Here is a 24,960-nt window from a genome sequence, read left to right as displayed (position 1 = left end):
GAAGCACGGGAACGTGCTTTTTCTCAACCCTCAGCAGCGCGTTCTGTTAAAAGCAATCCTGCTGATGGCGATACCGGTGGCGCTGCAGACGATTATTTCCGTCGGTATCAACATGGTCGACACGATGATGGTCGGCGCGTTGGGAGAAACGCAGCTGACGGCCGTTTCTCAAGCCAGTCAGCTGTTCTTCATCTTCCAGCTGACCTTGTTTGGAACGACGGGCGGAGCGAATGTGCTGATCGCTCAATACTGGGGTAAACAGGATCGCGAAGCGATCCGGTCTGTCATCGGCTATACGTTTCGGATCATGCTGGGAACGGCGGTGATTCTGATTGGCATTGCCGCTGTGTTTCCGCAGCAGGTCATGACGCTGCTGTCCAACAATCCGGCGGTGATCGAAACCGGAACGCAGTATCTGCGCATTGTCAGTCTGTCGTATCTGTTTTTTGGGATTACGACAGTCATCGGCAATACACTGCGTGCGGTCGGGGATGTCAATGTCGCCATGGGAGCTTCGCTCGTATCGATTGCCGCAAGCGTATTGTTTAACCGGATATTGGTATTTGGCTTTTGGGAAATTCCGGCTCTGGGGGTCGTGGGCAGTGCCTTGGCGAATATTCTGGCACGGATTCTGGAATGTCTGATTCTGGTTGTGTATCTGGCTTGGTTTGAGAAAAAGATTCGTTTTCGTTTAAGCAGCTTGTTTCATCCGCAGAAGGCGCTGTGGCCTTCGTTTGTCAAAAACTGCGCGCCGGTGGTGGCTAATGAGCTGACCTGGGTGCTGGGCAGCTCTGTGCTGACCATGATCTCCGGACACATGGTTTTTGCGTTTGCCACGGCGTATGCGATTTTCAATGTTGTAGCTCAGATTTCCTGTGCTCTATCCCAAGGCATTGCCGCGGCGGCCGCCGTCGTTGTCGGAAATTTAATTGGGGAAGGAAAACGGGATGAACTGGGCAGACCGATTCGTCTGCTTCAGCACATCGGCGCGCTCAGCGGGACTGCCGCCTGTCTGTTTATTCTGGCGATCATTCCGCTGATGCCGAAGATCTACAACATTACGCCGGAAACATTTTCCGTGCTGACTCAGATCATGATCGTCGGCGGATTCATCGAAATTTTCCGCTGCATCGGCTTTGTCAACAATGTGGGCATCCTGCGCGGAGGCGGCGACGCCCGGTTTGTTTTCTTCAATGATGTGTTTTACTTGTGGGTGTTCTGTATTCCGCTAGGCTGGTGGTGCTGCCAGCAGGCAAAAGTTCCGCTATTCCTTGTTTTCTTTATCCTGCGCTGCGACGATGTGATCAAAGCCTTCGTCGGGAACTGGCGAATTCATCAGGGACACTGGATTCATCAGGTAACCGTTCAGCCGGAAGGGAGTCCACGATGATCCGGACGATGATTTGGGACTGTGACGGAACTTTGGTTGACAGCCGGGCAATGATTGACCTGTTTTATGACGGCTATCATCGCCTGTATCCGAACCGACCGCGCAAAGATCGAGCGGAATTTGTTCCCTGTCATGGCAATCCCGATGAAGTGAATTTCAGAATGCTGAATATCCTGCCGCAGCATCAAGCTTCTTTCTTTGAATTCTGTCTGAACGGTTCTTCTGTTACCGATCATTTCCGTGCTTTCCCGGAAATCAATCAGGTCTTATTTCAACTGAAAGCCAGGGGCATTCGGCTGGGAATCAATACTTCACGAACCCAGAAAACAATCAGAGAGGCTCAGCTGCAGCTGAAAGAAGCTTATGATTTGTTTGATTTTGTCGTGACTTCTGATCAGGTTTCCCATCCTAAACCCGCACCCGATTCGCTGCTTTTATGTCAGCAGAAGGCGGGATGCAGGAAGGAAGAAATGCTCTATATCGGCGATCAGCCTGTCGATCAGCAATGTGCCGAGCAGGCGGGAATTCAGTTTGTCTTGGCACAATGGGGTATAAGCACACCACAGCCGTTTCATGAATGTTTGAAATTAGATCATCCGGCAGCGATCTTTGAGCTGATTAAAAATCATTAAACACGCAAAGGGGACATTATAAAAAGAGATAAGCGTTTTGCAGCGAACTTTAGTAAAGAAAAAGGAACAGAAAATCAGAGACATGATCCATGGTCATTGATTTTGTGTTCCTTATTCAGTTTTTTTGTATCAAATAAAACTAAGACTCGTTTCATTTCTGCAGTAAGGTATACTTTATATCTCGACCTTTTCCTGTTTTCTTGATAACAGACTGTTCTGTTAAATGATTGAGTATTCTTACTGTTTTGGCTTTGTTGAAACCCGTTAGCTCGTCAATTTGGGCTCGTGTTAATATTTTTTTCCCATAGAATACATTTAAAATCTGCTTTTCATCTTCATTTAAATTTAATTCTTTATTGAGCGTCGGAAGCCCTACTATTATTGAATTTTCATAAACTTGATAGTTTGGTTTTGTTAAATTATGGCTATAAGCTTCATTGATTCTTTTTATTCCGGTACCAAATTTTTCGATATAGTTTAATCGATAAAACAGATTACCTATGATCGGATTTCTCAGGGTTGAAATTTGCCCGTTGAGGTATTCTTCTTTTGAAATACCGGGAGGCAGGGAGCCCGGCGAAGATATTTCAATTTTATCCTCAAACATACTGATTTTAATGTTGGAATCAACATCCCAAAGACGATGCACTAAAGCATTGGCTAAGGCTTCACGAAAAGCTTCTTCTGGAATCAAATCAATTTTTCTGCGCACTGCACCTTCAATTTTCTCAATTTGATAATATTGTCGGTAGATATTCAAAGCTTCAAAAAACTGCGTTAAAATGGAACAATTCTCTAATGTTTTTCTATCTCTCAGCTCAGAAATAGTCGTTCCGAAGCGGATGATATCTACGCCTTTAAACTGATTGTGATCTGCAATTAAGGCCGCAGCATTGGTATAGCGGCCGTCTGGAGTCATGAGCTGAAGTGTTTTGAGAATGTCATTGGACAACCCTTCAATCTTTAATTCTTGAACCAGCGTAGTTTCTAATGTTTGGAATGTAAGGTTTTGCTCGTTTGAGATTTGTTCTTCAAAGGTTTGATTCATTCCATCTAAAACCAAGCGGTTTAGATCTAAACGATTGACCTCAATCGTGGCTGAATCATTTCTTTTATAAGCTTTGCTTCGATAAAGATAAGGTTTATACAAGCCTTCAAATACGGTAAGGACGATAGTCTGATTGCGACAAATTTCAAGAGAATAATCAGGAATGGGTGAGAGATTATCATTGATCATATTTTCGATATTTAAACATAACTGTTCTGGATTGTCCAAACCAAGGATAATTCCGTCATCGCTTATGCCAAAAACTATTTTTCCACTTCCATAATTAGCATAAGCAGATACAGTTTTTAGGAAGGTTCTGGTGATTTGTTCCTTATATTCTAATGTTTTTGATTCTCTTTCCATTCTTAATCCCCTTTCTATCTTAGTCTTATTATATATTGGTTCTAAAACGGATGCAACGAAAATCGTTTCGTTGCATTTTTGCTGCAACGATGCAACGTATTAAATTCAAAGAACCAAAAAAGATTTAAGCTAATTAATTAAGTCGTTATGATTTGTATTTCAGCTTATGGAAGTGGAGAGTGCTTAACGATAATTTGCGCAAGTGAAGAACTCTTTAAACTTCTTATTCGGTTCAAATGATTTTATTCTCATATTTTAGTTAGTTTTTCTTCTTATCTTTTTAATTTTCTTTCTATTTCAAGCTTTTATCATATTAGTTAAAATGAGTGCAACGAAAACTGTTTCGTTGCATTTTCGTTGCAATAATGCAACGAAAAATAAAAATTTTCGAAATTGGATTTAGGTATAGTGACTTTGAAACAGATTCCCTATAATACAAAAAGGAACAAATCTTCGTGCTCTTAAGATTAGAAATATTCATTGAAAGCTGTTAATCTGATTCAGATTATACTAAAAGCATCAGAGATTGAATCTGGTATTTATCTGAAGTAAATAAATCATCCAGTGAAGGCCGGATTTTCTCCGTTGGCGGGTCTGCGCTTGTTTTTCATGGGAATCTGTGTTCTAATTGTATCCATAGAAAGAATTAAAGGGGGATCACCGATGAAAATAGGAAAATATTCGCTGGCACTGTTGTTAGTGATGGCTGGCTGCACGGCGCAACCTGCGGTTTCACCCAGTTCGGAGCCAACCGTGGAAACCGGAAATTTGACACAGACGGCAGAACAGCTGGCCAACATGTTGGTTACGCAGTTGGGGGCAACCAGTGTTCAATATGCCTTAATGGATAACGGTGAGGTAACTGTATCCGGACAAGCCGGTGTTTTTGCGAAAGAATCGGATCAGGCGCTGAGCGCTCAGGATCAGTATGCCATTGGCTCCGTGTCCAAGATGTTCACCGCTGCGGCGGTGATGAAGCTTCAGGATGAAGGAAAATTAGATCTGGATCAACCGGTCGCGGAGCTGCTTCCGGAATTCACGATGGCGGATGAGCGGTACTCCGAGATTACTGTGCGGATGCTGCTGAATCACAGTTCAGGTCTGCCGGGTTCCAGTTTCAGCGAAGGCTTTATGTTTGTGCCGGACACCACCGCGCATGATACTTTTTTGGAGAATCTGAAGACGCTACACCTGCAGGCCGATCCGGGAGCGTATTCAGTCTATTCCAATGACAGCTTTGTGCTGGCTGAACTGGTGGTTGAAAAGGTCAGCGGCCAGGATCTCACAAGCTATCTGCGCACGCAGTTTATAGAACCGCTAGGGATGACGCGCACACAGACGTCGGTAGGGAATGTCGATTTTAATGCCATGCCGAAGGTCTATTCAGCGACTCAGCCGCAGCGCGCGCTGCCGGCCGACATTGTTTCTGTAATCGGAACTGGCGGCATGTATTCGACGGCGGAAGATCTGTGCCGCTGGGGACTGGCTTTCATGCCTTCCTCGTCGATGTTAAGTGCAGAGGCGTTGAGTGCGATGTCTGTCAATGAAGCAAAGAAAGGCATCTGGCCGACCGAACAGGCGAACAGTATTGGCTATGGATTAGGCTGGGACAGCGTTGAACTGTCACCGTTTGCCCAGGCTGGAATTCAGGCGCTGAGCAAAGGCGGCGATACGATGTATTCCCATACAGCCTTTGTCGTTCTTCCTCAGCAGGGCCTGACTTGTGCTGTATTAAGCTCAGGCGGACTCAGCTCTTACAATCAGATGATGGCTTCTACACTGCTGGAACAGGCCTTGATGGAAAAAGGCGTGATCAGCGAAGCACTGCCGCATTATCAGCTGCCGACGACTCCGGAAACGGTACCGGCCATCCCGGAAGAAGTCCAGGCCTATGCTGGGCTGTATGCGGATTCCACGTCCTTGTATCGGATTGATTTTACCGAAGAAGGAATATTGAATTTTACGATCGAACAGATGCCGGACACGCCGACGCCGCTGACGCATGTCGGTGACGGTCAGTTTCTGCTGCCTTCCCCGATGACAAACCAGCTGTTCAGCTTTGAAGAAAACGGCGGCCACACCTATTTGAAAGTCGAAGCCGTTACGGAAATTCCGGGCTTGGGCTATTCCGCCACGACGGTTTATTATGCGATGAAGGTGGAGGAAAATCCGTTGTCTGATGCAGTGAAGTCAGCCTGGCAGACGCGCAGTACAAAGACTTATTTACTGATCAGTGAAGATCTGCATTCCCAGATCTATGAGATGATTCTGCCTATTGCTCCAGTACCGCTGAGCAGCTTTGCCGAAGGGTATGTCAATGCCCATCAGATCGTAGATGAAAACCGTGCCGTAGCGATCGTGCAGATTCCGGGTAGCGGCAGCCGAGATCAGTTTGACTATACATTCTTCACTCAGAATGGTGTTGAGTATCTTCAAGGAGCTGGGGATCTATATGTCAGTCAGGACAGCGCGGTGAAAGCGGAAGTCGGAACAATGAATGTAACGCTGAATGATCAGGGCCATACGCAGTGGCTGACACTGGATCCGGCACTGGAAGGAAAAACGCTGACGGTCAGCAGTGATTCTCAGGGTGTCTTTGTCTACGATGCGACTATGATCTGTCTCTATAATCGTGTAACCGATGGAGAAAAGACGATAACACTGCCTTCTGGCGGGACACTCGGCCTGGCAGGGGAAGCAGGAACGGTCTTTACGCTTACGATTGAGTAAGTCAGAAGTTCACTCTTTATGATTGAATCAGTTCAGCATTCAGCTGTTGGAAAGCCAGTTTCATTCCAACAGCTTTTTGTTTGTCGTTCAGCTGCCGTCAAGCGCAAACAACCGTCGCTTTGACAAACGGTTTGTGGTACACTGAAAACAGAAAAGGACAGGTGAAGAAAGTGAATAATTTTATTTATGATATTCCGACTAAGGTGTATTTTGGCGAAGGCCAGATTGCTCATCTGCCGGAATTGATCCGCACATGCGGAAAGCGGGTTTTGTTGGTCTATGGCGGAGGAAGCATAAAAAAGAGCGGACTGTATGACACGATTATAGGCTTGCTGAAGAAAAACGGCATCGAAAGCCGGGAGTTGTCCGGTGTTCAGTCCAATCCGAAAATTGAATCCGTGCGCCAAGGCATCCAAATTGTCCGTAAACATCAGCTGGATTGTGTGCTGGCTGTTGGCGGAGGCAGCACACTGGACTGTTCCAAAGCGATTTGCGCCGGGGTTAAGTATGACGGTGATCCCTGGGAACTGGTGCTGGATCGAACGAAAGTCAAAGCCTGTCTGCCGCTCATAACGATCTTGACGATGGCGGCTACCGGATCAGAGATGGACAATATTGCAGTCATTTCCAATCCTGAAACCCAGGACAAGAAAGGCTTCAGCAGCTACGGCATGTTTCCGAAGTTCAGCATTTTGGATCCGACGTACACTTACAGTGTTCCGGCATTGCAGACAGCGGCGGGAACGGCCGATATCATGTCGCATATTATGGAGTCTTATTTTGATCAGGTACGCGATGCCTCCGTGCAGGACGGCATTTCCGAGGCGTTGTTAAAGACCTGCATTGAATCGGCGCCGGTCGCCTTGAAGAAACCGAACGATTATCAAGCGCGCGCCAATCTGATGTGGGCGGCTTCGCTGGCGATCAACGGGCTGAACTCTTTAGGGAAGAACCGCGCCTGGACTTGTCATCCGCTGGAGCATGTATTGAGTGCTTATTACGATATTACCCATGGCGTCGGATTAGCGATCTTAACGCCGCGCTGGATGAAGCATGTTCTCAACGAACAAACGGTTGACGTCTTTGCCCGGTTTGCCCTGCATGTCTGGAACGTCGATCCGCAGCTGGATTGCTGGGCAGCAGCGGAGGAAGGCATTGCGAGGCTTTATGAATTCTTTGTTTCGCTGGGCCTGCCGATGACGCTGCGCGAAGTTGGAATTGATGAAAGCCGGTTGGAAGAAATGGCAGAGAAAGCGGCCGAAAGTGATTTCAGCCGTTCATTCCAGCCGCTGACCTGTGAGGATATTCTGGAAATTTACCGCGCCAGCCTGTAAGAAACCGGCATTTTATGCTATAGTTATAAAAGTAAAGTCGAGGGAAAATCATGAATAAAATCATTCAGTTTGTTCTGATTCTGGCGGTCGGTCTGGTTCTGTATTTTCTGTTAAACCGGATGATGCAGAAGCTGATGGTCGAATTATCGGAGATCTTGTATAAGGAGGTCAACCCGGAGAAATATCTCCAGGTGCTCAACGGTTGGAAAGGAAAGATGTTCTTTTCCAAGAAGACACGTTCATTAATGGCGATCGACGCTTTGTTAATGCAGAATGAAACGGCGAAAATTGAAGAAATCTTTGAACAGCTGGATGCGGTGAAGATGAATCCGGGCAACAAGCTGGGATTGGCGCAGAAGGAAGTTTCCTTCTATATCGACACGAAGCAGTTTGATAAGGCATTAAAAGCGTATGATACGCTGAAGGAGATTGCGGCGAAGTTCAACAATCCGCAGGTGGAAAGCATTCTTAAAGAATGTACGTTTTTAGTTGAAATCTATATTCATCACAATACGGAAATTCTGGATGAACTGCTGGATCTGGCGGGAAAAATGTCCAATCCGTTTTATCAGGGAATTTTTCTTTATCGGGCGGCGAAGCTGTACTATTTTAAACAGGATGAAGAAAACTGCCGCAAGCTGTTAGAAGAAGCCAAAGAAAAGCTGCAGGGCACCGCTTGGGAAGTGATGATCCGGCAGATGCTGGAAGAAAATCTCGCCTTGGTGGCAGAACGTTAAGGCGTGTGCAATCAGTATTCCGCAAATCAGGATTGGATTATCATATTGAGGTGCAGAAAGCGAAGTTAACGTTGTTTCTGTAGGAAAGAGAGCCCTTGTTAAAAATTTTCTAGGAATTTATTTTAACGAATATCAATAATTGCGCGGGTAACATCCGAGGGTTCAATGGCTAACTTTAGCTTGATATTGAGAATTGTTATTCTGCTATGAAAAAAATAGACAGGAGGCCTGCGGTCTCTTGTCTATTTTTTGTAGCTTAAAAGCATGAAAAACGCTTCATATCTTCTCATAAGTTTTTATAAGGAAACGGCGAACCTTTTTGTATTAAGAATTTTCGACGTTTCTGTTTAAATCCTGTCATATGTCTTTATCAGACCCTTTTAGTAAGCGTGTGCGTCAAAAAGCGGTACGTATAAATTGCCAAATTGAAAGAAGGACACTTTGAAAAAAAGGTATAAAGTATGGATTTTGTACTACAATTCAGCGAAAGCAACAGGGATAAAATAGATCTTGTCGCCAGGGCAATCACATAGCCTTTTGCGGATAGGGTATGTTTGATGACAAACGGCGTTTCTCACTCCCAAGCAAAGGATACCCTGATTTTTTTACTTTTTGTCGCTATGCCATTCCTGCAATACTGCTTCCGCTTGTGCGATAAGCTGTTCTTTGTTAAACATACCGGGAAGCAAAGATGTTGTTTGAAAGACCACCTAACGCATATTCAGCGGCAACGCTGTCCTGGTCTGCGCACAAGATAATGCCGATAGGCGGATTGTCATATTCAACGTTTATCTCTGCCGCATAGCAATTCAAATACATATTAAGGTGCCCAACAGCTTCCGGCATGAGCTTAACCGTTTTTAATTCTATCAGAACATAGGCACGGAGGATTTTGTGATAGAAAATAATATCCGCATAATAATGTGTATTGTTCAATGTGACGCGCTAGCTCTTTAGATAACTCTTTTAGTGTCTGTTTTCCATAAGCAGCACGTCCCCTGACTATTTTGTTGTACTCTACGATAATGCGCCCGATATTCCAGTAAGTAGACAGCAATTCTGTATTGACTAGTACCGCAGCACGTTGCCGCGCGCTTGATAATAATTCTTTGATTTCCTGTACCATAGAAGCAGTATATGAGAATTCATTCATAATTATAGCCCCATTCTAACTTCCGAATATACTTATAATTTATGAATCTCTCTATCATTTCTTTGCCGTATGAAAAGCAGCGAAGCCAGCCATTCATTTTATCGTTGACTTGGATGACGGACTCTGCTAGTTCCTATGACACTCTGAAATCATATTCAGTCCGGCAAACAGAAAGCTATCCGTTATTGTCTGGCTATTATTTTTTCAGGATTCAATTCAACCGCATTTTCTTTTTCTGAATCCACAGCAGGTTTTTGCGCAGCCCGTTAACAGGCTAATACGCTAATACCAAGAAACTAATCAAAAATTTTTTCATTTCTTTCTCTTCGGCCAGATCAATCTGTTTCTATTCTCTTTGTATGGAAATGCTTAGCCAAGCTTTCAGTTTCCATTTTTGCCAGGAATCTTTCATTATAGCTTTTTAACCATTGTTACATGCGGACAGTATTCATCCATGTGTGTTTCACCCGTTGCGGTAAAGCCTAGTTTTTCATAAAATCCTGCAGCTCGGCACTGCGCAGAAAGCTCCGCTTCCTGTACGCCTCGTTTCACCAACTCACTCAGCATGGCCTTCATGACGGCTTCGCCCTGGTGCTGACCGCGGTAATTCAGACTGACGGCAACCCGGCCGATGATCCAGCATCCGGATTCTCCCGGTTTTTCAAAGGCCCGGCAGGTTGCGACCGGCTGAGCGTCATCGGTGATAAGGCAGTGCAGACAAGTTTCATCAATTTCATCAAATTCGTTATGAAATCCCTGTTCTTCGACAAAGACAGCCTGACGGATAGCGGCTGCCTGCTCGAAGCCCGCCTGCTTTCCGGTAAAGAAATGCAGCTCCATGAAAATTCCTCCTCTGTTTTGTTTCATCCTAACTTGATTTGCAGCGCTTGTCAATCCGGACTGCTGCTCTTTCTAAAGCCGGCGGATCATGCTATAATGTTCACCATGAGGTGAAGTTTTATGGAAATCGCGATTGTCATCGTCAATCTGATTTTGTTATTCTATTTTACACGGATGGCTCTGCATTCCCGACAGGTTCAGGTAGCAGGCAAGCTGGGACCGACGTGGATCATTACAGTGTTTTTTATCGTTATCGGAATCATTCGTCTGTTTCAGGATCATTCGGTATTCTCGATCGTTCAGACTGTGCTGATCGTCTTGTTAGGGGTGCTGTACAGTCAGATGCGCAGTGGATTCAGCGGCAGGGGGATTGTCTTGCTTGGCAATCTCTATACCTGGGACAGAATTACGCAGGCCGATGTTATTGACGCGGAAGAAACTCAGGAGATCAAGGTTGAATTTACTGTGAAAAAGGTCAGCCGTTTTATTTATTTTTCAACAGCACAGCGGGAGGCTGTGGAAGCCATGCTGACGCGATATGAACAGGAACGGGCAGAGTTGGAACTAAAGGCGAAAGCCAAAGGGTAAGCGAAGCCGAGCAAGCTTTAAAAAAGAAAAAGACCTGCATAGAGAAACGGAAGCCAGCCAAGGCATCCGGGATAGACAGGTCTTTTTTTTGTAAGCTATTGCTGTTTTTGCCGTGCTGTCCGTTATGCTGATATTTCCGACACCGGGGTTATTTACCGGCCCTAATAGGTTTTAATTTCCTCCAGCTGGATTTGGTCATATTTCTCGCATAACGCGTCAATACTTTCCCCCTTTGCCAATTGGACGCATAGTTCCTTGATGGTGTTCCAGGTGTTGAAGTGGAGGGAAAAGTCCTGGTTAGGAATCTGATCCGCAGCTGTCAGACTGGAAACCAGCGGCGCAGCCTGAGGCAAGGCTGAGGCTTCATTTCCGCGGGCAGAGGAGGTCTTTCCCAGCAATTTGGCAAACTCGTTCAGCGTTTTGGCGGTACCCAGGGTTTCAACGGTCGTCAGCGCTTCTTCCAGATGTTCGGAATGGGGATTCACCGCCAGCCGATGATCCGCTCCTACTACGCAGATCGTGCCTTCTTCCAGCACGGGCATGCCGGTCATGATAACTTCAAAAGGGTAATCGTGGGAAAAGGCGGAGGCCCGGCAGATGGAGCTGATGAATGCACACTGCCCCTCGCGGAACCGGCTTATTTCTTCATCCCGGTTCGGTTCGGTGGTCAACGCTTGTTCGACATTGAGATAACCGTTGTCAATCATCTGTTTCAGGAAAGTAAAACCTTCCCGCATATAATCGCTGATGGGCAGCGTTCCGGCGGCCAGCTGCGCTAATTTCTGATCCTTATCCGCGTCGCGGTACAACGGCGCAAGTCCGGTGCTCATCGCCAAAAGGCTGAGTCCATAGTCCATGTTGGCGCCATACGGCAGCACGCCGTTTTGTTTCAGAGTTTCGCAGACATCCAAAAATTCTGTCAGGTTCTCAGGTATTTCAAGCCCGTACTGATGAAGCAGATCGACATTCCACAGAAAACCGAAGGCGGTATAGGTCAGCGGCAGTGAAAACACTTTCCCGTTATAGGTGCTTTGTTTGAGCGCCTCATCGGACAAGTTGCCGACAAAATCCATGCCGGACAGATCATAGATATAACCTTCGCGGTCAAATTCCAGTACATCTTCGGCAGGGATAATGTATAAATCATCGGCTTCGCCGCTTTCCATTCGCTTTAACAGAAGCTCTCGGTAGGATAAGCCTTCATCCGCATAAAAGTTTGCGCTGTCGCTGTAAAGAATCAGTGTCTTTTCCTGCTGCTGGTTAATCTCCTCGTTGAAGCACTGCTGAATCAATTCGGAAACGGTCGCTCCCTGAGCGAATAGCGTGATCACGACCTCTTCATTTCGGTCGTCGAGGTAGACTTCCGGACCGGCCGGCTTGGCGGAACAGCCGGCGATCAGGCAAAGGGCCGCCAGGGCTGCGATCCCTTTGCAACGTTTAGTTTTGTTCATGGGTGGTTTCCTCATTTCTTGGCTTAGCCGGTTGGTAACGGCGGAGTGTTTCAAATAACAACGCATATTGAATCGGCTTGGCAATATGTTCATTCATGCCGGCGGCAATGCACTTCTGGATGTCTTCTTCAAAGGCGTCCGCGGTCATCGCAATAATCGGAAGCCCGGCCTTATCCGGATCGGCGAGGCCGCGGATCGCGGCAGTCGCCTGATAACCGTTCATTCCCGGCATGTGGATGTCCATCAGAATCAGATCGAAGGTACCGGCGGGCTGCCCGCAAACCAGATCGAACGCCTGCTGTCCGTCCTGGGCGCAGGTTATTTGAATCCCGCAGCTGTTTAACAGTTCAAAGGCAATTTCCCGATTTAATTCGTTGTCTTCCGCTAAAAGCACGCGCATTCCTGTAAAGTCTTCCGCCGGCCATTGGTTTGTCTTATGACGGGTTTCCGCCGGGGATGTTGTTTCCGGCGGGATCAGCTCACAGGTGAGTTTTTCGATTAATTCATTCCGGAAGATCGGTTTTGTCAAAAAGCCGTTAATGCCGGCGGCCAGCGCTTCCTGCTCGGCGTCTTCCCAGTTGTAAGCGGAAAGCAGAATGATTGGAATCCGGGACGGAATCTGGGCCCGGATCCGGCGGGCGGCTTCGATGCCGTTCAATCCGTCCATTTTCCAATCCATAATGATTCCCAGATAATCACGGCCTTCCTGATGAGCCAGCAGCGCGGTGTCAATTCCCTGCTGGCCGGTATAGGCACAGGTAACCTGGACTTTTTCCGGCTCCAGCAAAGCCCGGAGTCCTTCGCAGGTATCCGGATCGTCGTCCACGACCAGAACAGCGCTGCCCGCCAGTGAAGTTTCCTTGATCCAAGGCGCTTCGGCGAGGGTTAACGGCAGGGTCACGGTGAACTTGGAGCCGACGCCCACCTGACTTTCCACCTGGATCGTGCCGGACATCATATCCACGATGTTTTTTGTGATCGCCATGCCTAAGCCGGTCCCGGAAATTTGGCTGATCCGGCTGTCCTGCGCACGCTCAAACGGCGTGAAAATCCGGCTCAGGAATTCCGGCGTCATGCCGATTCCGGTGTCTTCCATGGTAAAAATGACGTTGATTTTATTCTCGGAACAGATTTCTTCCCGGACGCCGATGGTTAAATCATGCTCAGGCGGAGTATATTTCACAGCATTGGACAACAGGTTCAATAAGATTTTCTGCAGGTGCAGGATATCGCCGATCACAGTATCATAGATCAGGGCGCTCGAACGGATATGCAGGGTCTGTTGTTTTTTCGTGAGATCCGGTTTAACCAGCACCAGCACATCCGCGATCAGCCGAGGTAAATTGACCGGTTCTTTTTTTAAGCTGATCTTGCCGCTTTCGATCCGCGACATGTCAAGGACTTCATTGATCAAATCCAGCAGATGCTGCGAAGCGACACTGATTTTATCCAGACAGTCCGCAACTTTTTCGGGTTCGTTCAGATGCGCTTGGGCGATGGTTGTCATACCGATAATCCCATTCATCGGCGTGCGGATATCGTGCGACATGGAGGAGAAAAAGGCAGTGCGGGCCTGATTGTTCTCCTGCGATTGCCGCAGCGCGTCAGCCAGATCCTGACGCATGTGATGCTCCGCGCTGGTTTCATGCAGCACGGCAAGGTATTGATCGCTGTGAACCGGAATGAAATAAATTTCTATCCAGCGCTGCAGTTCATTCTCAGTTCCGGTTTGATATTCAAAGCGCAGCCGCTGGGTCAGCCGGCCGTTTAAGAATGCCTGTCCAGCCGCATCCTGAGGGGATAAGCCGCAGCGCTGGAATAAGCGTTCCGGATGGCTGACCACTTCTTGAGGATCAATGTTGAATAAAAACTGAACGTTTTCCGATACCATTTCGACCTCATGCTTGGATGGGGTATATAACAGGAAGGCAAAATCGACGTTTTCCGAAATGACCTGGAATAGTTGTTCCCGGCGCTTCCGCTCCTGTTCCCGGCTACTCAGGGCTTGCCGGCTTAACAAAAGAATCATGATCAAGACCAGCGCGACTAAAAGACCGATCAAGGTGAAGGAAACCAGCTGCAGGATTTCCGAGGATTCCTGCTGCAGGATATTCTGCGGCAGAATTGAGATTAAGTACCAATGATGGCTGCTGTCAAGCGGGATGAAGCAGAGAAAGCTGCTCTGCTGATGGTATTGGATCCGGATCGTTCCTGAGCGGGACTCCGCGATCAGCTTTTTCAAGGTGTCCAGATGGACTGAATCGTTGTTCTGTTTAGTCAGAAAGGCGTACAAGTCGTCCGTATTGCTGGCGGAGCTGTCGATGATCCAGGCCCCGTCATCACCCTGAATGACAAACGCGCTGCCGGCCCCGCCGCTGAATGTGAACAGCGACGGACTGTGATAATTCGCCATGGTTTTATCAGCGTATAAAGCCCCCGCCAGCTCGCCGTCAATCTTGACCGGCGTCTGATATGTAATCTGCAGGCGGCCGCTGGCCCCGATATAAGCGTCGGAATAACCGGTTTTTCCCTGGCTGAGCGCAATTTCATCAAAGTTCAAGTCGGCGGCCTTCAGCGGATCCCCGGCGGAATCCCAGCCTGTTCCGTCATTCCCGATAAAATAAAAACGAAAAAATGTCGTTGCGTCCGCGTATTCCGCCAACGCCCGGACGAGGGTTTCCGGCTGACCAAGGTTAATCCGGCTGAACAGGTTCGCGCAGGTTTCCAGCTGCTGCTGATCGCTGGAAAAATTGTTCAGCAGACTGTCCGAAATCATCCGTGTTGAATTCAGCAGCGTTGTATTAGCGCTGACGTTCATTTTTTCTTTGATCTGCCCCATCGCGGCAATCATCAGACTGCTGGTTCCTGCCAGCAGCAGGATCATTCCTGAGAAGAAAGCCATAGAGAATTTTTTATGTTTCATAGAGTGTACCTCATGTTTCAGCCGCAGCGAACCGCGCTGCGCAAAAAGGGGGAAAGCGGGCGTATCAATCAGCAGGGAAGAACCTGCGGCCAAGCAGGAAGTTTCTGCCGATTATTATATTCTAAAATAAATTATAACATTACAAAGGTGAAATAAATACTTATAATCGTCTGTAAATGATATATTTGATTCAAAATATGACTTATATTACAACGAATAAGGAACATTTTTGCCATGGATCCTGAAGATGAAGATCTTCCTGCAGACCTGCGGAATCGTCTGTGTTTCCCATCTGTTTATCCGCCCGCGGCCGGCCGGCGGATAAAAAAAGCAGGAATCATCTTTATCTGATGATCCCCGCAAAACGATGGCTGGAATAATTTAGGAGGACAGCGAGGAACCGAACGAGCCGCCGCGCTCACCGCCCTTGCCGTGAGTCCGTTTATAAACTGTGCGTTCAACGACCATTCCTGACGGCCGCAGATATTCGGCGTTGAGGAATTCCAGATAGGTGCCTGGAGTCACGATCCCGCCGATCGGGATCAGATCCAGTTCTTTGCAATGCAGCAGCTCGTCCGCCAGCAGCACGCAGTTGGTGCTGAAGACAAAATAAGTTTTAAACTTGCCGTTGGCGAATTTGTACATATGCGCGCGCGTTGCGTTCCAAACCCGCGAGGCGTAATCCTTCGCTTCGCCTTCGATCGGTTCGCCCTCCGCAAGCAGCTGAGCATCCGGACGCCAAGTATAAGCCCGCTCCATCATCGCATCAATCCGCTGCCGCAGACGTTTCTTTTGTTCCTCATTCAAGGTTAAGCCATAACTGATAATGGTTTTGTCTTCGGATTTTAACGCATGTTTCAGAAACGCTTCGCGATCCGATACCACCAGAACGCCGTCCCCCAGCGTGCCGAACAGGCCGCGGTGATGCGGATCATGACAGCCGTAGGAATAAATTTTATCCTGAAAGCTGATATCGACGTGGCCTAAGGATTCCGGACCGGATTCTTTCAAATAGATAAACACTTCCAGATCCGTGCTGGCCTGCGGCGCCACATGGGCGTCCGGATTCAGCTTATTGGTTTTGATCAGGGCGTTGATCGACAGGAAGAATCGCTGCGGAATGATCGCTGAGATCAAAACCGGAATGGAAATTCGCAGATGTTCGCGGATTTTAAGACTCATGCCGACGCTTAACAGATCTTTAGCCGCTTCCAGAACCATCACGCCGCCGTAAAAAATCAGATAAGCTCCGGCAATATAGGCGACGATCCAAAGCTTGTTGATCGGCTTCAGCATCAACATGGCCGCGAAGATCAGATCGACCAGACCTTTCAGGAAGATAAAATACGTGCCCTTTAAGCAGTCGCGGCGATAGACGTAAAAGTTGATAAACTGGATGAGGGAATTCAACAAGGCCCACCACCCGATGACATAATGAATGAATCGGAAAAACAGTCCGGGATTGAAAAAGGTATAAATGGCCAGCCCGATGCACAACAGGCTGGTCAGAATCGTCGATAGATTCAGATGTGCTTTCTTTTTGTCGGTCAGCGTCCGCAGGATCTGATTGACGCCGATCCACACAAACCCAATCATAAACAGGATATAGATCAGTGTCCATAAGCCGGTGTATTCGGTAAAAAACAGAGCGCCCAAAAAAATAAAAACAAACCGGTCAGCAAGGATGAAGCACTGCTGAATTTATTTGTAAGCATCGTCATCCTCCTTTCCCCTGCGCTGAATTCCTATCTATTATAAGACAAAACAGGAGTGAAAGAAAGCAAATCCCCCTCCGATTGACAAAACCCTGAAAATGACTATCGTTGAAATTTTACAGTCGGGTATAATAAAGGAAAAGAAAGAAGGATAAGGCATGGCAGTGATCTATAAAAACGGGACGATTATCACGATGGCAGGCAATCCCACCGCGGAGGCATTGATCGAAAAAGACGGTCAGATTGTTCTGGTCGGAAGCTTAAAACAGGCTGAGGCCTGGCAGAAGGAACACAGTGAGGAAAAGATGGAAGAAAGGGATCTGGCCGGGCATACGCTGCTGCCGGGATTTATTGATTCACACAGTCATATCAGCTCCTATTCAGCGACGATCAATCTCGTCCATTTGGACGACGTAGTTTCGATTGCTCAGCTGCAGGAAAAAATCAGAATATTTATCCAACAACGGCAGGTTCCCTCTGGAACCTGGGTCATCGGGTTCGGCTACGATCACAATTTCATGCAGGAAAAGCGGCATCCGAGCCGGCAGGAACTGGATGCGGTCAGTACCTCGCATCCGATCATGATCTCGCATGCTTCAGGCCACATGGGCGTCGTGAATACCGCCGGACTGGAAGCGATGAACATCACAGAAGAAACCGCGGATCCGGAAGGCGGACGTATCGGACGGGAAGCCAACAGCCGCCAGCCGGACGGCTATCTTGAAGAAACCGCCTTTACGATGAGCGCCCGGGTCATGGGCGCGCCGGATCCCCAACAGATTCTGCGCCAGATGGAACAGGCTCAGGATGTCTATCTGTCCTATGGCATTACGACGGTTCAAGACGGCATAACCAAAAGTGCTGAATGGAAGATGCTGAGCACGATGGCCAAGCAGCGGCGGTTCAAGGTGGATGTCGTCAGTTATGTGGATATGAAAGATCATCTGTTTTTATTAACGGAAAATCCAGACTATGCCCACGGTTATCAAAATCATCTGCGCATCGGCGGCGTTAAGATTTTTCTTGACGGTTCCCCGCAGGGGCGAACGGCCTGGATGAGCGAACCTTATCTGGGAGAAGATCCGCAGTATTGCGGATATCCGGTGTATACTGATGCGCAGGTTGAGGCCTTTGTCGGCGAGGCCATGCGAAACGGATGGCAGCTGCTGGCGCACTGCAATGGGGATGCCGCTGCCCAGCAGTATATTGACGCCATTTCAAAACAGAGTCAGAAAGGAAGCGGACCTGACGACTGGCGGCCGGTGATGATTCATGCCCAGCTGGTACGCCGAGACCAGCTGAAAGCGATGGCGCCGCTGAAGCTGACGGCTTCCTTTTTTACAGCGCACAGCTGGTATTGGGGAGATATCCACCTGAGGAACTTCGGCCGGACCCGGGCGGAAAACATCAGCCCAGCCCGCTGGGCCTTGGAGGAAGGCGTCAATTTTACCTTCCATCAGGATACGCCGGTCATTCTTCCGGACATGCTGGAAACGCTGCAGTGCGCCTGTCAGCGCATCACCCGCAATGGCGTTCTGCTGAATCAGGATCAATGTCTGTCCGTGGAACAGGCTTTGAAGGCGATCACAATCAACGCCGCCTGGCAGTATCATGAGGAAGACCGCAAGGGTTCTTTGGAAGTGGGAAAACTGGCGGATTTGGTGATTCTTGACCGCAGCCCTCTGACCTGTCCGGTCGATCAGCTGAAAACCATTCGGGTCTTGGAAACGATCAAGGAAGGCGCGACCGTATACCGCCATCCTTAAACCGTATGATCAGAACTCTGGATTTATGCCGAATCCAAAGTCTGCAGCCTCTTGCATAAAAAGGAAATAACCGGTATCCTGAACAAAAGGAGATCAGGATATGCATAAAATAAACAAGGCTCTTTCCGAACTCTGGCTGTCTGATGAACAATGCGATGTGTGCGCCCGGCTGCGGCAGATTCAGCGCCATGAAAATCCCAATTATGTCGCGGAACTCTCTACGGGATATGTCGTTTTGGGCGATGATCAGTACATCCGCGGCTATACGTTGTTTCTGTGCAAGCAGCATGCCGCCGAGCTGTTTGAGCTGGATCCCCAGTTTCAGGCTCAGTTTCTGAAGGAAATGGTTCTGACCGCGGAAGCGGCAGCTGCGGTTTTCCACGCGGAGAAAATGAACTATGAATTGTTGGGGATTGGCAAAAGCCGGCACATGCATTGGCATCTGTTCCCCCGCCATGCCAACGACACGCCGGTTCCGGGTCCGGTATGGCGGACACCGAAGGAAGTTCTGCATGGTCCGCAGGCCCAGATTACCCCGGCCCAGCGTCAGGCATGGATTATGCAGCTGCGTCAGGAAATCGAGCGGCTGCTGAGGGAGCGGGAATAAAACGGACCATTAAAGAAAGCAGGAATGCTGTTCATTACGAAAGAAACAAGAAAAACCAGCCGCGGCTGGTTTTTCTATCAAATTGATTTTCTTGTGGGTTTCTGCTTGTCAGCTTGTTTCATCCTCGGAATCCGAGTAGAGATAAAATTGATTTTTGCCCAACTGCTTGGCATAATACATCGCCTGATCCGCACGGCTGAACAAATCTGGATAGGTGTCGGATGGCCGGCTGAGCGCCGCGCCGATGCTGAGCGTCACGACGGCATTGATCTTTTGACGGTGCAGCAGCTGCGGCAAGGTCTGCATGATTTGAGTGACTTTCTGATGAATGACACCTTGGTCGGTGGAGCGCAGGAAGACGACAAATTCATCGCCGCCGATCCGCCCGATCAAATCGCTCTGGCGGAAACAGGTTCTTAACAGAACGCCGATGGCGGTCAGAACCTGATCGCCGATAAAGTGACCCAACTCGTCGTTGATGACCTTAAAATCGTCCAGATCAATCATGAACAGACAGCCGCTCATGCCTTCGCCGAGCTCTTCGGAAATCTGCAGCTCCGCCGCCTTTTTGTTCAGGACAGAAGTCAGTCCGTCGTAATTGGACTTTTCAATCAGCTGCCGTTCGCGGTATTTCTGTTCCTGTATGTCGTTCAGCTTGCCGATAATCATAACCGGATCCCGGTGGAACCGTTCATAGACAGCTTGGAATTGACAGGTAAACCAATGATAGCTTTCGTCGCGGGTCTTAATTCGCAGCTGTACCGTACCGAATTCCTGAAACCGATGCACAGTTTTAAACGCTTCTTCCAGCTTATAAAAATCTTCTGCATGAATATACAACGACAATCCATGGTTCTTTTTCACATGGGTGAAGGACCGTGCTTTGATCGGCAGAATTTTCTCAGCATTGCTGGTCAGTTCCAGCGTATCTTTGAGAACATCATATTCAAAGATTAAGGTGTCGGAAAAGCGTGACAGAAAGGCATAACGGCGCTGTTCCAGGTTAATTTGACGGCGTTGATGATTTAATAAGGCATAAAACAGATAAGCGATGCCGGCGGTGATCAAAATCAAAAATAAACCAATCCGCATCGTGAAAAGCAAAATCATCTGCGAGCTTTCAGAAGCTTCGTTGGCGTGGATAAAATTAACCAGTGTCCAATCGTTGAAATCCAGCGGCGTTAATGAAACATAAAGCGTACCTTCTTTGCGTGTCTGAACACGGAAAGTACCGGAAGTCTGCGTCAGCAGGCAATTGCGGATCTGCGTCTGCGTGGCTTCCGGATTGTGATTACCTTCCAACAGGGCATAGAAGTTGGAGTAATCGCTGGTGCTCGGAGAGGTGGTATAGATAAACGAGCCCTCCGGAAGAATGATCCAGCTGTTTAAGGGAGCGCTGACCCGGTCCGACTGACTTTTGTGCAGCAGCTGAGTAATATCCACCTGTGCCTGCAGTACAGCTTCTAACTGATTTTGGCGCATTAAAGGCGCAAGAACCTGGAAATAAGCTTTGCCGGAAGGATGATTTTCAATTGCGGTAATGAGCGTTCCACTTTGTATCAGCTGGTTCTGCTGAGCCTCATCCAGTCCTGCTTCGGACAGCGTCAGCGAATGAATTTCAAAATGCGTGTTCCGCATCGTCAGATCAGCCAGCATGGGGTTTAACGTGTCTGCATCCCAATTCGGATTGTTTGCGGGGATCAGCGCCGCCAGCGTTTCCAACGTATCCTGAATATCAACGACGGCACCTGAAAACTGAGCGCCTTCGCTCTCAATGTAAGCTGTATAATTTTCCATGACCTGCTGCTCAAATTTGACGTTCAGCCAGCTTTGATAATAGCTGAATAATATAAAAATGATGCCCGCAAATATCAAAGTACCAAGAATCAGCAGCGAGCTGGTTTTCCTGCTTTTTCTCTGCATGTTGTTCACATCCGTTCTGATGATGGAAAGAGATGGGCTTGGATCGATAGGAAGAAATGACAATTCTGCGACTTAACTATGAAAATTATATTCAAGAAATTGAAAAAATACAACATGAAATGCGAAAATCAGGCTTGATTCCTGGTTGTTTCATTAATTTTCATTCAAATTAAGGTTAAATCTAAGCGCTTTCGCTTGGCATTCGATTTTGATCATGTTAAACTAAAAGGCGGAGTTGAGAAAGATGATAGAATTTAAAGAGCTTATTGTAAAAGGCGGCGAAGTCGCGGTCTTGTTTTTTGAACTGCTGGCGTTAATTATGATTATCTACGCCGGATGCAAAGGGGCGATTTCCCTGTTCAAAAAAGATGACAACGTAGCCCTGGATCTGTTAAAAGGATTCTCGACGGGGCTTTCCTTTTTGTTAGGCGCCGAGATCTTAAAAACGATTGCCTTGGAGGAAGTCAGCGAGCTGATGATGGTCGGCGGTGTGATCGCGATGCGGGTTGCGTTATCGATCCTGATCCATTGGGAAATGAAGCAGGAGCAACATGAACGGGAAATGGAACTGATTGAAAAACAGAAGGATTAAACCCTCCGCCTGAAGGGGAAAATTCAGCCGCGGACTTCTCCGAGAAGGAGGAAGCCGGCGGTGCAATTAAACGTGGAAAGCAATGAAAGCGCAGTGAGAGCTGCGCTTTTGTCATGAAAAAAGCTTCGCTTTGCCCCGTTTACAACGGACTTGCAGAGCGAAGCGGATGCAAAGGGAAATATGAATTATTCTGCCGGAGGGGGCAAGGGCAGATATTTTGCTTCATAGTCGGAAACCGGAATGGGCTTGGAGAACAGGAAACCCTGAGCAATTTCCACGCGGCACTGATCCAGGATATTCAGCTGTTCCTCCGTTTCAACACCTTCAGCCACCAGCTTAATCTTCATTTTCTGACAGACGCCGCTCATCGCTTCAATCAAGGCGCGGGCTTTGGCATTGGTGGCAATGTCCTGAATCAAACTGCGGTCCAGCTTGAGAATGTCAAAGTCAGCTCCGGAAAATAACGAGAGATTAGAAAATTCTACGCCGAAGTCGTCAATGGACACGCTGAATCCGGCCTGCCGCACGGTATCAATCGTATGCCGAAGGGCTTCTTCCTGCACGTCCAGCGCGTTTTCTGTGATTTCAATTTCCAGCAGCGCGCGGTCGATGTGATAATAATCGCTCAGTTCAATACAATGCCGGCAGAAGGTCTTTTCCAGCACGGTATACCGCGAAAAGTTGACGGAGACCGGCGTGATTCCGCGTCCCTCACGGATCCATTTCTGCAGCCGCAGACAGACAAACTCAAAGACGAAGAAGTCAATCTGACTGATCGTCTGCGTTTCTTCCAGCAGCGGGATGAAGGCGTTCGGGGCGAGAATCAGATTCTGATCCAGTTGGTACCGTACCAGCGCTTCCGCACCGACCAGCTGTCCAGTTTCAATCGCGATCTTTGGCTGAAAATAGACGAGGAAGCGGCTTTCGTTGATCTTTTGCCGCAGGACGTTCAGATTGGCCAACGGCAAAACCTCATCGGTATGATGCCGGTAACGGCCCTGCTGGGTCGCATGGTAGTAATACGCTTTCTTATCCTTATACATTTTTTCATCGGCGGCTTTGATCGCCGAAGGCAGCAGTGATCCGCACGAAGCCCAATCGGTCCCCAATGCCAGATGCAGCCTGCCGGAATTCTGCAGCCGCAGCCTCAGCTGATGGACTTGATCAAAAAACGCTTCCTCGTTCAGATCATGCGTCAGGACGACGAACTCATCGCCGCCGATACGGTAACACGAATCTGGCGCGAAGCAGGCGCGCAGATGATCAGCACAGCTTATCAGCGCCTGATCTCCGCAGTCGTGACCAAACTGGTCATTGATTTCCTTGAGTCCGTTGAGATCGACAAACAAAACCCCGGCGGCTTCAGGACTCTGCATCTTCTTATCCAGATCCTGAATATAACGGTTGCGGTTGAACAGTCCGGTCAGGCTGTCAGTATAGCTGAGCTGGGCCAGTTTAATTTTATCGGCTGCGCGATGCCGCGCCAGAAGCAGGAAATAGCGCAGCGTCTGCAGGACGATGATGGAATTCTGCAGCTTGTCCGGAGCAGGATTATGAATACAGATGCAGTCGGTGACTTCGCCGCGGACTTCCAGCGCCAGCAGAATCAGCCGCTCAATGCCTAAGGAATGAAGCAAAGCATATTCCTCGGCGGAAGAAGTTTTCAATTCCTCGATATTTTCCACAACATAAGACTGATTCTTTTGCAGCTGTTTCAGCCAGCGGCCGATCAGCGGCTTGATCCGGGCGTCTGAAAAGAATCGGGCCGGATCCTGCGGATGGCCGGACCAGCGTGAAGTGACGGTAAAATGAACTGGGCTTAATGAACACAGCGTAATCTGATCCGCTTCCATAAACTCACCTAACCGCCGCAGCATTTCGGGGATGGCGGATTCCAGCATTTCATCCTCATACAGCTCACGTACGCAGTCTACAATCAGTTTTTCATTATCCAGCATCCGTTTCAGCCGCTGCTTTTCCGCTTCGCTTTGGGTTGTGTCAAAAGCAATTTCCAGCCGCGCCCGCCGTCCGTTCCAGGTAATCAGGCGATCTTTAAGCAGATAATGGCAATGCGTCAGAGGATTATCCATCTCTTGGGTGTACGTTTCATTCTCCTTTAAAATGGCATTGGTACAGAAAGGACAAGGATGATCCAGACCCTGCAGCACTTTATAGCATTTCTGGCCTTCTATCGAGTCTGCATGGAAGGCTTGGCGTCCGCTTTCGTTGATAAATAACAATTCGTAGGTTTCAGGATCGGAGATATAAATCAACTCGCTGATCTCGTTCATCGGCGCCTGCAGCTCCCGGTTCAGCTGATCCAGTTCCGCCTGTTTTCTGCGTGCCTGAATTTCTTTCTCTTCCAGCAGTTTCTGCCGCTTGTGCTGGATGCGGCTGAAATACAGCAGCGCCAGCGTAAGCATAAGAAAAAAGACGTTGACGAAAAGCAAAGAAGTCTGAGCGCGGTGAACGCTGGCTTCCGAGTAGGTTTCCGCAAAGCTTACCGCATCGTTGGCCAGATCGAAATAGATCTCGCTTAACTGGTAGAGATTCTCGGCGGAATCCCCGCTGCGGTAATCAACAATCGCGGCTTTCAGCTGGATCCACGCCTCCTGCAGACGCTGGATCTGGCTTTGAAATTGTTCGTCATCCAACCGGATCAGCGCATCCGGCCCTTCGCCGGTTTCCAGTTCGTTTAACAACAGATCAAGGTTTCCGATCATCGCGTCGTCAGCCTGATGATTCAGCTCCTGCTTAACCAGACGCTGGGTTGCCCCGCGGACAATGCCGGTATAATTGATCACCCGGGCATTGCCTTGTAAATTCCGGATCGTAAATAATGAAAGAACCCCGGTGAGCACCAGGGATAAGCTTAAAGGAACGAGTAAAAAACGCGTGGAGTATGCAAGTTTATTGTTTTTCATAACGATACAGCTTTCTTCAATCCTGCACGGACATTCCGCGGGAAACTGGGCCGGCTCCAGGGGTCGGACATGGAGCTTGTTACTTCCATTATACTGCTTTTCATGGGGAATAAAAGACTAATTCGCTAATCCGCCTGTTCAAATTCGTTGTTTTGAGAAAGGTCGGAAAATGATCAATCTTAAAACAAGGTCAGAAACGGATAAGCTTGCACAAAGTAGTCCGTTTTGAGGCCATTTCCTAATT

General features: G+C 48.2%; 18 protein-coding genes. 9 read left to right on the top strand and 9 right to left on the bottom strand.

The window, feature by feature from the left end; all coding sequences use genetic code 11:
- Positions 1-13: 13 nt before the first annotated feature.
- Together BN162_RS17185 and BN162_RS18200 are read left to right on the top strand one after the other, a co-directional pair.
- Positions 14-1,390 carry an MATE family efflux transporter gene (locus BN162_RS17185; RefSeq protein ID WP_020226379.1) on the top strand — a complete coding sequence of 459 codons (1,377 nt, stop codon included), beginning with the start codon at positions 14-16 and terminating at the stop codon, positions 1,388-1,390.
- Positions 1,387-2,022 carry an HAD family hydrolase gene (locus tag BN162_RS18200; protein WP_020226378.1) on the top strand — a complete coding sequence of 212 codons (636 nt, stop codon included), beginning with the start codon at positions 1,387-1,389 and terminating at the stop codon, positions 2,020-2,022. Before BN162_RS17185 ends, BN162_RS18200 begins: the two co-directional genes overlap by 4 nt.
- A 151-nt stretch (positions 2,023-2,173) precedes the next feature.
- Here the strand turns inward: BN162_RS18200 and BN162_RS17175 are convergent, their stop codons facing one another.
- Positions 2,174-3,433 carry an ATP-binding protein gene (locus tag BN162_RS17175; protein WP_020226377.1) on the bottom strand — a complete coding sequence of 420 codons (1,260 nt, stop codon included), beginning with the start codon at positions 3,431-3,433 and terminating at the stop codon, positions 2,174-2,176.
- 663 nt (positions 3,434-4,096) lie between these two features.
- Here BN162_RS17175 and BN162_RS17170 point away from each other — a divergent pair.
- From BN162_RS17170 to BN162_RS17160, 3 genes are all read left to right on the top strand, one after another.
- Positions 4,097-6,163 carry a serine hydrolase domain-containing protein gene (locus BN162_RS17170; protein WP_020226376.1) on the top strand — a complete coding sequence of 689 codons (2,067 nt, stop codon included), beginning with the start codon at positions 4,097-4,099 and terminating at the stop codon, positions 6,161-6,163.
- Between the two features lie 170 nt (positions 6,164-6,333).
- Entirely contained in the window at positions 6,334-7,497 is a 1,164-nt protein-coding gene (locus BN162_RS17165) for an iron-containing alcohol dehydrogenase (RefSeq protein ID WP_020226374.1), read from the top strand.
- A gap of 50 nt (positions 7,498-7,547) precedes the next feature.
- A complete protein-coding gene (locus BN162_RS17160) occupies positions 7,548-8,234 on the top strand; it encodes a hypothetical protein (protein WP_020226373.1) in 687 nt (228 codons plus the stop codon).
- Between the two features lie 669 nt (positions 8,235-8,903).
- Here the strand turns inward: BN162_RS17160 and BN162_RS19315 are convergent.
- From BN162_RS19315 to BN162_RS17150, 3 genes are all read right to left on the bottom strand, one after another.
- Positions 8,904-9,170, bottom strand: coding sequence for a PDDEXK nuclease domain-containing protein (locus tag BN162_RS19315; protein WP_020226372.1), 267 nt, complete (start codon positions 9,168-9,170; stop codon positions 8,904-8,906).
- Positions 9,085-9,387 carry a DUF1016 N-terminal domain-containing protein gene (locus tag BN162_RS18710; RefSeq protein ID WP_147612221.1) on the bottom strand — a complete coding sequence of 101 codons (303 nt, stop codon included), beginning with the start codon at positions 9,385-9,387 and terminating at the stop codon, positions 9,085-9,087. Before BN162_RS18710 ends, BN162_RS19315 begins: the two co-directional genes overlap by 86 nt.
- 411 nt (positions 9,388-9,798) lie before the next feature.
- A complete protein-coding gene (locus BN162_RS17150; protein ID WP_020226371.1) occupies positions 9,799-10,227 on the bottom strand; it encodes a GNAT family N-acetyltransferase in 429 nt (142 codons plus the stop codon).
- Positions 10,228-10,347: 120 nt separating this feature from the next.
- Here BN162_RS17150 and BN162_RS17145 point away from each other — a divergent pair, with 120 nt between their 5' ends.
- The gene (locus BN162_RS17145; protein ID WP_020226370.1) at positions 10,348-10,815 is read left to right on the top strand and encodes a hypothetical protein; all 468 of its coding nucleotides are present in this window, start codon (positions 10,348-10,350) and stop codon (positions 10,813-10,815) included.
- Positions 10,816-10,976: 161 nt separating this feature from the next.
- Here the strand turns inward: BN162_RS17145 and BN162_RS17140 are convergent, their stop codons facing one another.
- The 3 genes from BN162_RS17140 to BN162_RS17130 form a co-directional block, all read right to left on the bottom strand.
- Complete coding sequence (locus BN162_RS17140; protein WP_020226369.1) at positions 10,977-12,266, bottom strand: ABC transporter substrate-binding protein; 1,290 nt, start codon at positions 12,264-12,266, stop codon at positions 10,977-10,979.
- Positions 12,253-15,189, bottom strand: coding sequence for a hybrid sensor histidine kinase/response regulator (locus BN162_RS17135; RefSeq protein WP_020226368.1), 2,937 nt, complete (start codon positions 15,187-15,189; stop codon positions 12,253-12,255). The genes BN162_RS17140 and BN162_RS17135 overlap by 14 nt, the downstream gene beginning before the upstream one ends.
- Positions 15,190-15,570: 381 nt before the next feature.
- Positions 15,571-16,845, bottom strand: a complete 1,275-nt coding sequence (locus tag BN162_RS17130) for an HdeD family acid-resistance protein (protein ID WP_147612219.1) — start codon at positions 16,843-16,845, stop codon at positions 15,571-15,573.
- Between the two features lie 217 nt (positions 16,846-17,062).
- Between BN162_RS17130 and BN162_RS17125 the strand changes: the two genes are divergently transcribed.
- Together BN162_RS17125 and BN162_RS17120 are read left to right on the top strand one after the other, a co-directional pair.
- Entirely contained in the window at positions 17,063-18,670 is a 1,608-nt protein-coding gene (locus BN162_RS17125) for an amidohydrolase (RefSeq protein ID WP_020226363.1), read from the top strand.
- A gap of 100 nt (positions 18,671-18,770) precedes the next feature.
- Positions 18,771-19,277, top strand: coding sequence for an HIT family protein (locus tag BN162_RS17120; protein WP_020226362.1), 507 nt, complete (start codon positions 18,771-18,773; stop codon positions 19,275-19,277).
- 108 nt (positions 19,278-19,385) lie between these two features.
- Here the strand turns inward: BN162_RS17120 and BN162_RS18195 are convergent, their stop codons facing one another.
- On the bottom strand, positions 19,386-21,200 hold the full coding sequence (locus tag BN162_RS18195; protein ID WP_020226361.1) for a GGDEF domain-containing protein: 1,815 nt from the start codon (positions 21,198-21,200) through the stop codon (positions 19,386-19,388).
- Positions 21,201-21,444: 244 nt separating this feature from the next.
- On the opposite strand from BN162_RS18195, the gene BN162_RS17110 reads away from it, so the two are divergent.
- Positions 21,445-21,792, top strand: a complete 348-nt coding sequence (locus BN162_RS17110) for a DUF1622 domain-containing protein (RefSeq protein WP_020226360.1) — start codon at positions 21,445-21,447, stop codon at positions 21,790-21,792.
- Between the two features lie 185 nt (positions 21,793-21,977).
- On the opposite strand, the gene BN162_RS17105 is transcribed toward BN162_RS17110, so the two are convergent.
- Complete coding sequence (locus BN162_RS17105) at positions 21,978-24,716, bottom strand: putative bifunctional diguanylate cyclase/phosphodiesterase (RefSeq protein ID WP_020226359.1); 2,739 nt, start codon at positions 24,714-24,716, stop codon at positions 21,978-21,980.
- Positions 24,717-24,960: the final 244 nt, after the last annotated feature.

The sequence above is a fragment of the Holdemania massiliensis AP2 genome (genome assembly GCF_000327285.1).
Lineage (GTDB): Bacteria > Bacillota_I > Bacilli_A > Erysipelotrichales > Erysipelotrichaceae > Holdemania > Holdemania massiliensis.
The sequence above is the reverse complement of the archived record's forward strand: the minus strand, read 5'-3'. Positions and strand labels throughout refer to the sequence as shown.

What these genes read in the sequence shown, in the direction of transcription:
- BN162_RS17175 (WP_020226377.1), bottom strand. Translation starts at nt 3,433, where the DNA reads ATGGAAAGAGAATCAAAAACATTAGAATATAAGGAACAAATCACCAGA.
- BN162_RS17145 (WP_020226370.1), top strand. Translation starts at nt 10,348, where the DNA reads ATGGAAATCGCGATTGTCATCGTCAATCTGATTTTGTTATTCTATTTT.
- BN162_RS17160 (WP_020226373.1), top strand. Translation starts at nt 7,548, where the DNA reads ATGAATAAAATCATTCAGTTTGTTCTGATTCTGGCGGTCGGTCTGGTT.
- BN162_RS17110 (WP_020226360.1), top strand. Translation starts at nt 21,445, where the DNA reads ATGATAGAATTTAAAGAGCTTATTGTAAAAGGCGGCGAAGTCGCGGTC.
- BN162_RS17170 (WP_020226376.1), top strand. Translation starts at nt 4,097, where the DNA reads ATGAAAATAGGAAAATATTCGCTGGCACTGTTGTTAGTGATGGCTGGC.
- BN162_RS18200 (WP_020226378.1), top strand. Translation starts at nt 1,387, where the DNA reads ATGATCCGGACGATGATTTGGGACTGTGACGGAACTTTGGTTGACAGC.
- BN162_RS17135 (WP_020226368.1), bottom strand. Translation starts at nt 15,189, where the DNA reads ATGAAACATAAAAAATTCTCTATGGCTTTCTTCTCAGGAATGATCCTG.
- BN162_RS17150 (WP_020226371.1), bottom strand. Translation starts at nt 10,227, where the DNA reads ATGGAGCTGCATTTCTTTACCGGAAAGCAGGCGGGCTTCGAGCAGGCA.
- BN162_RS18710 (WP_147612221.1), bottom strand. Translation starts at nt 9,387, where the DNA reads ATGAATGAATTCTCATATACTGCTTCTATGGTACAGGAAATCAAAGAA.
- BN162_RS18195 (WP_020226361.1), bottom strand. Translation starts at nt 21,200, where the DNA reads ATGCAGAGAAAAAGCAGGAAAACCAGCTCGCTGCTGATTCTTGGTACT.
- BN162_RS17105 (WP_020226359.1), bottom strand. Translation starts at nt 24,716, where the DNA reads ATGAAAAACAATAAACTTGCATACTCCACGCGTTTTTTACTCGTTCCT.
- BN162_RS17140 (WP_020226369.1), bottom strand. Translation starts at nt 12,266, where the DNA reads ATGAACAAAACTAAACGTTGCAAAGGGATCGCAGCCCTGGCGGCCCTT.
- BN162_RS17125 (WP_020226363.1), top strand. Translation starts at nt 17,063, where the DNA reads ATGGCAGTGATCTATAAAAACGGGACGATTATCACGATGGCAGGCAAT.
- BN162_RS17120 (WP_020226362.1), top strand. Translation starts at nt 18,771, where the DNA reads ATGCATAAAATAAACAAGGCTCTTTCCGAACTCTGGCTGTCTGATGAA.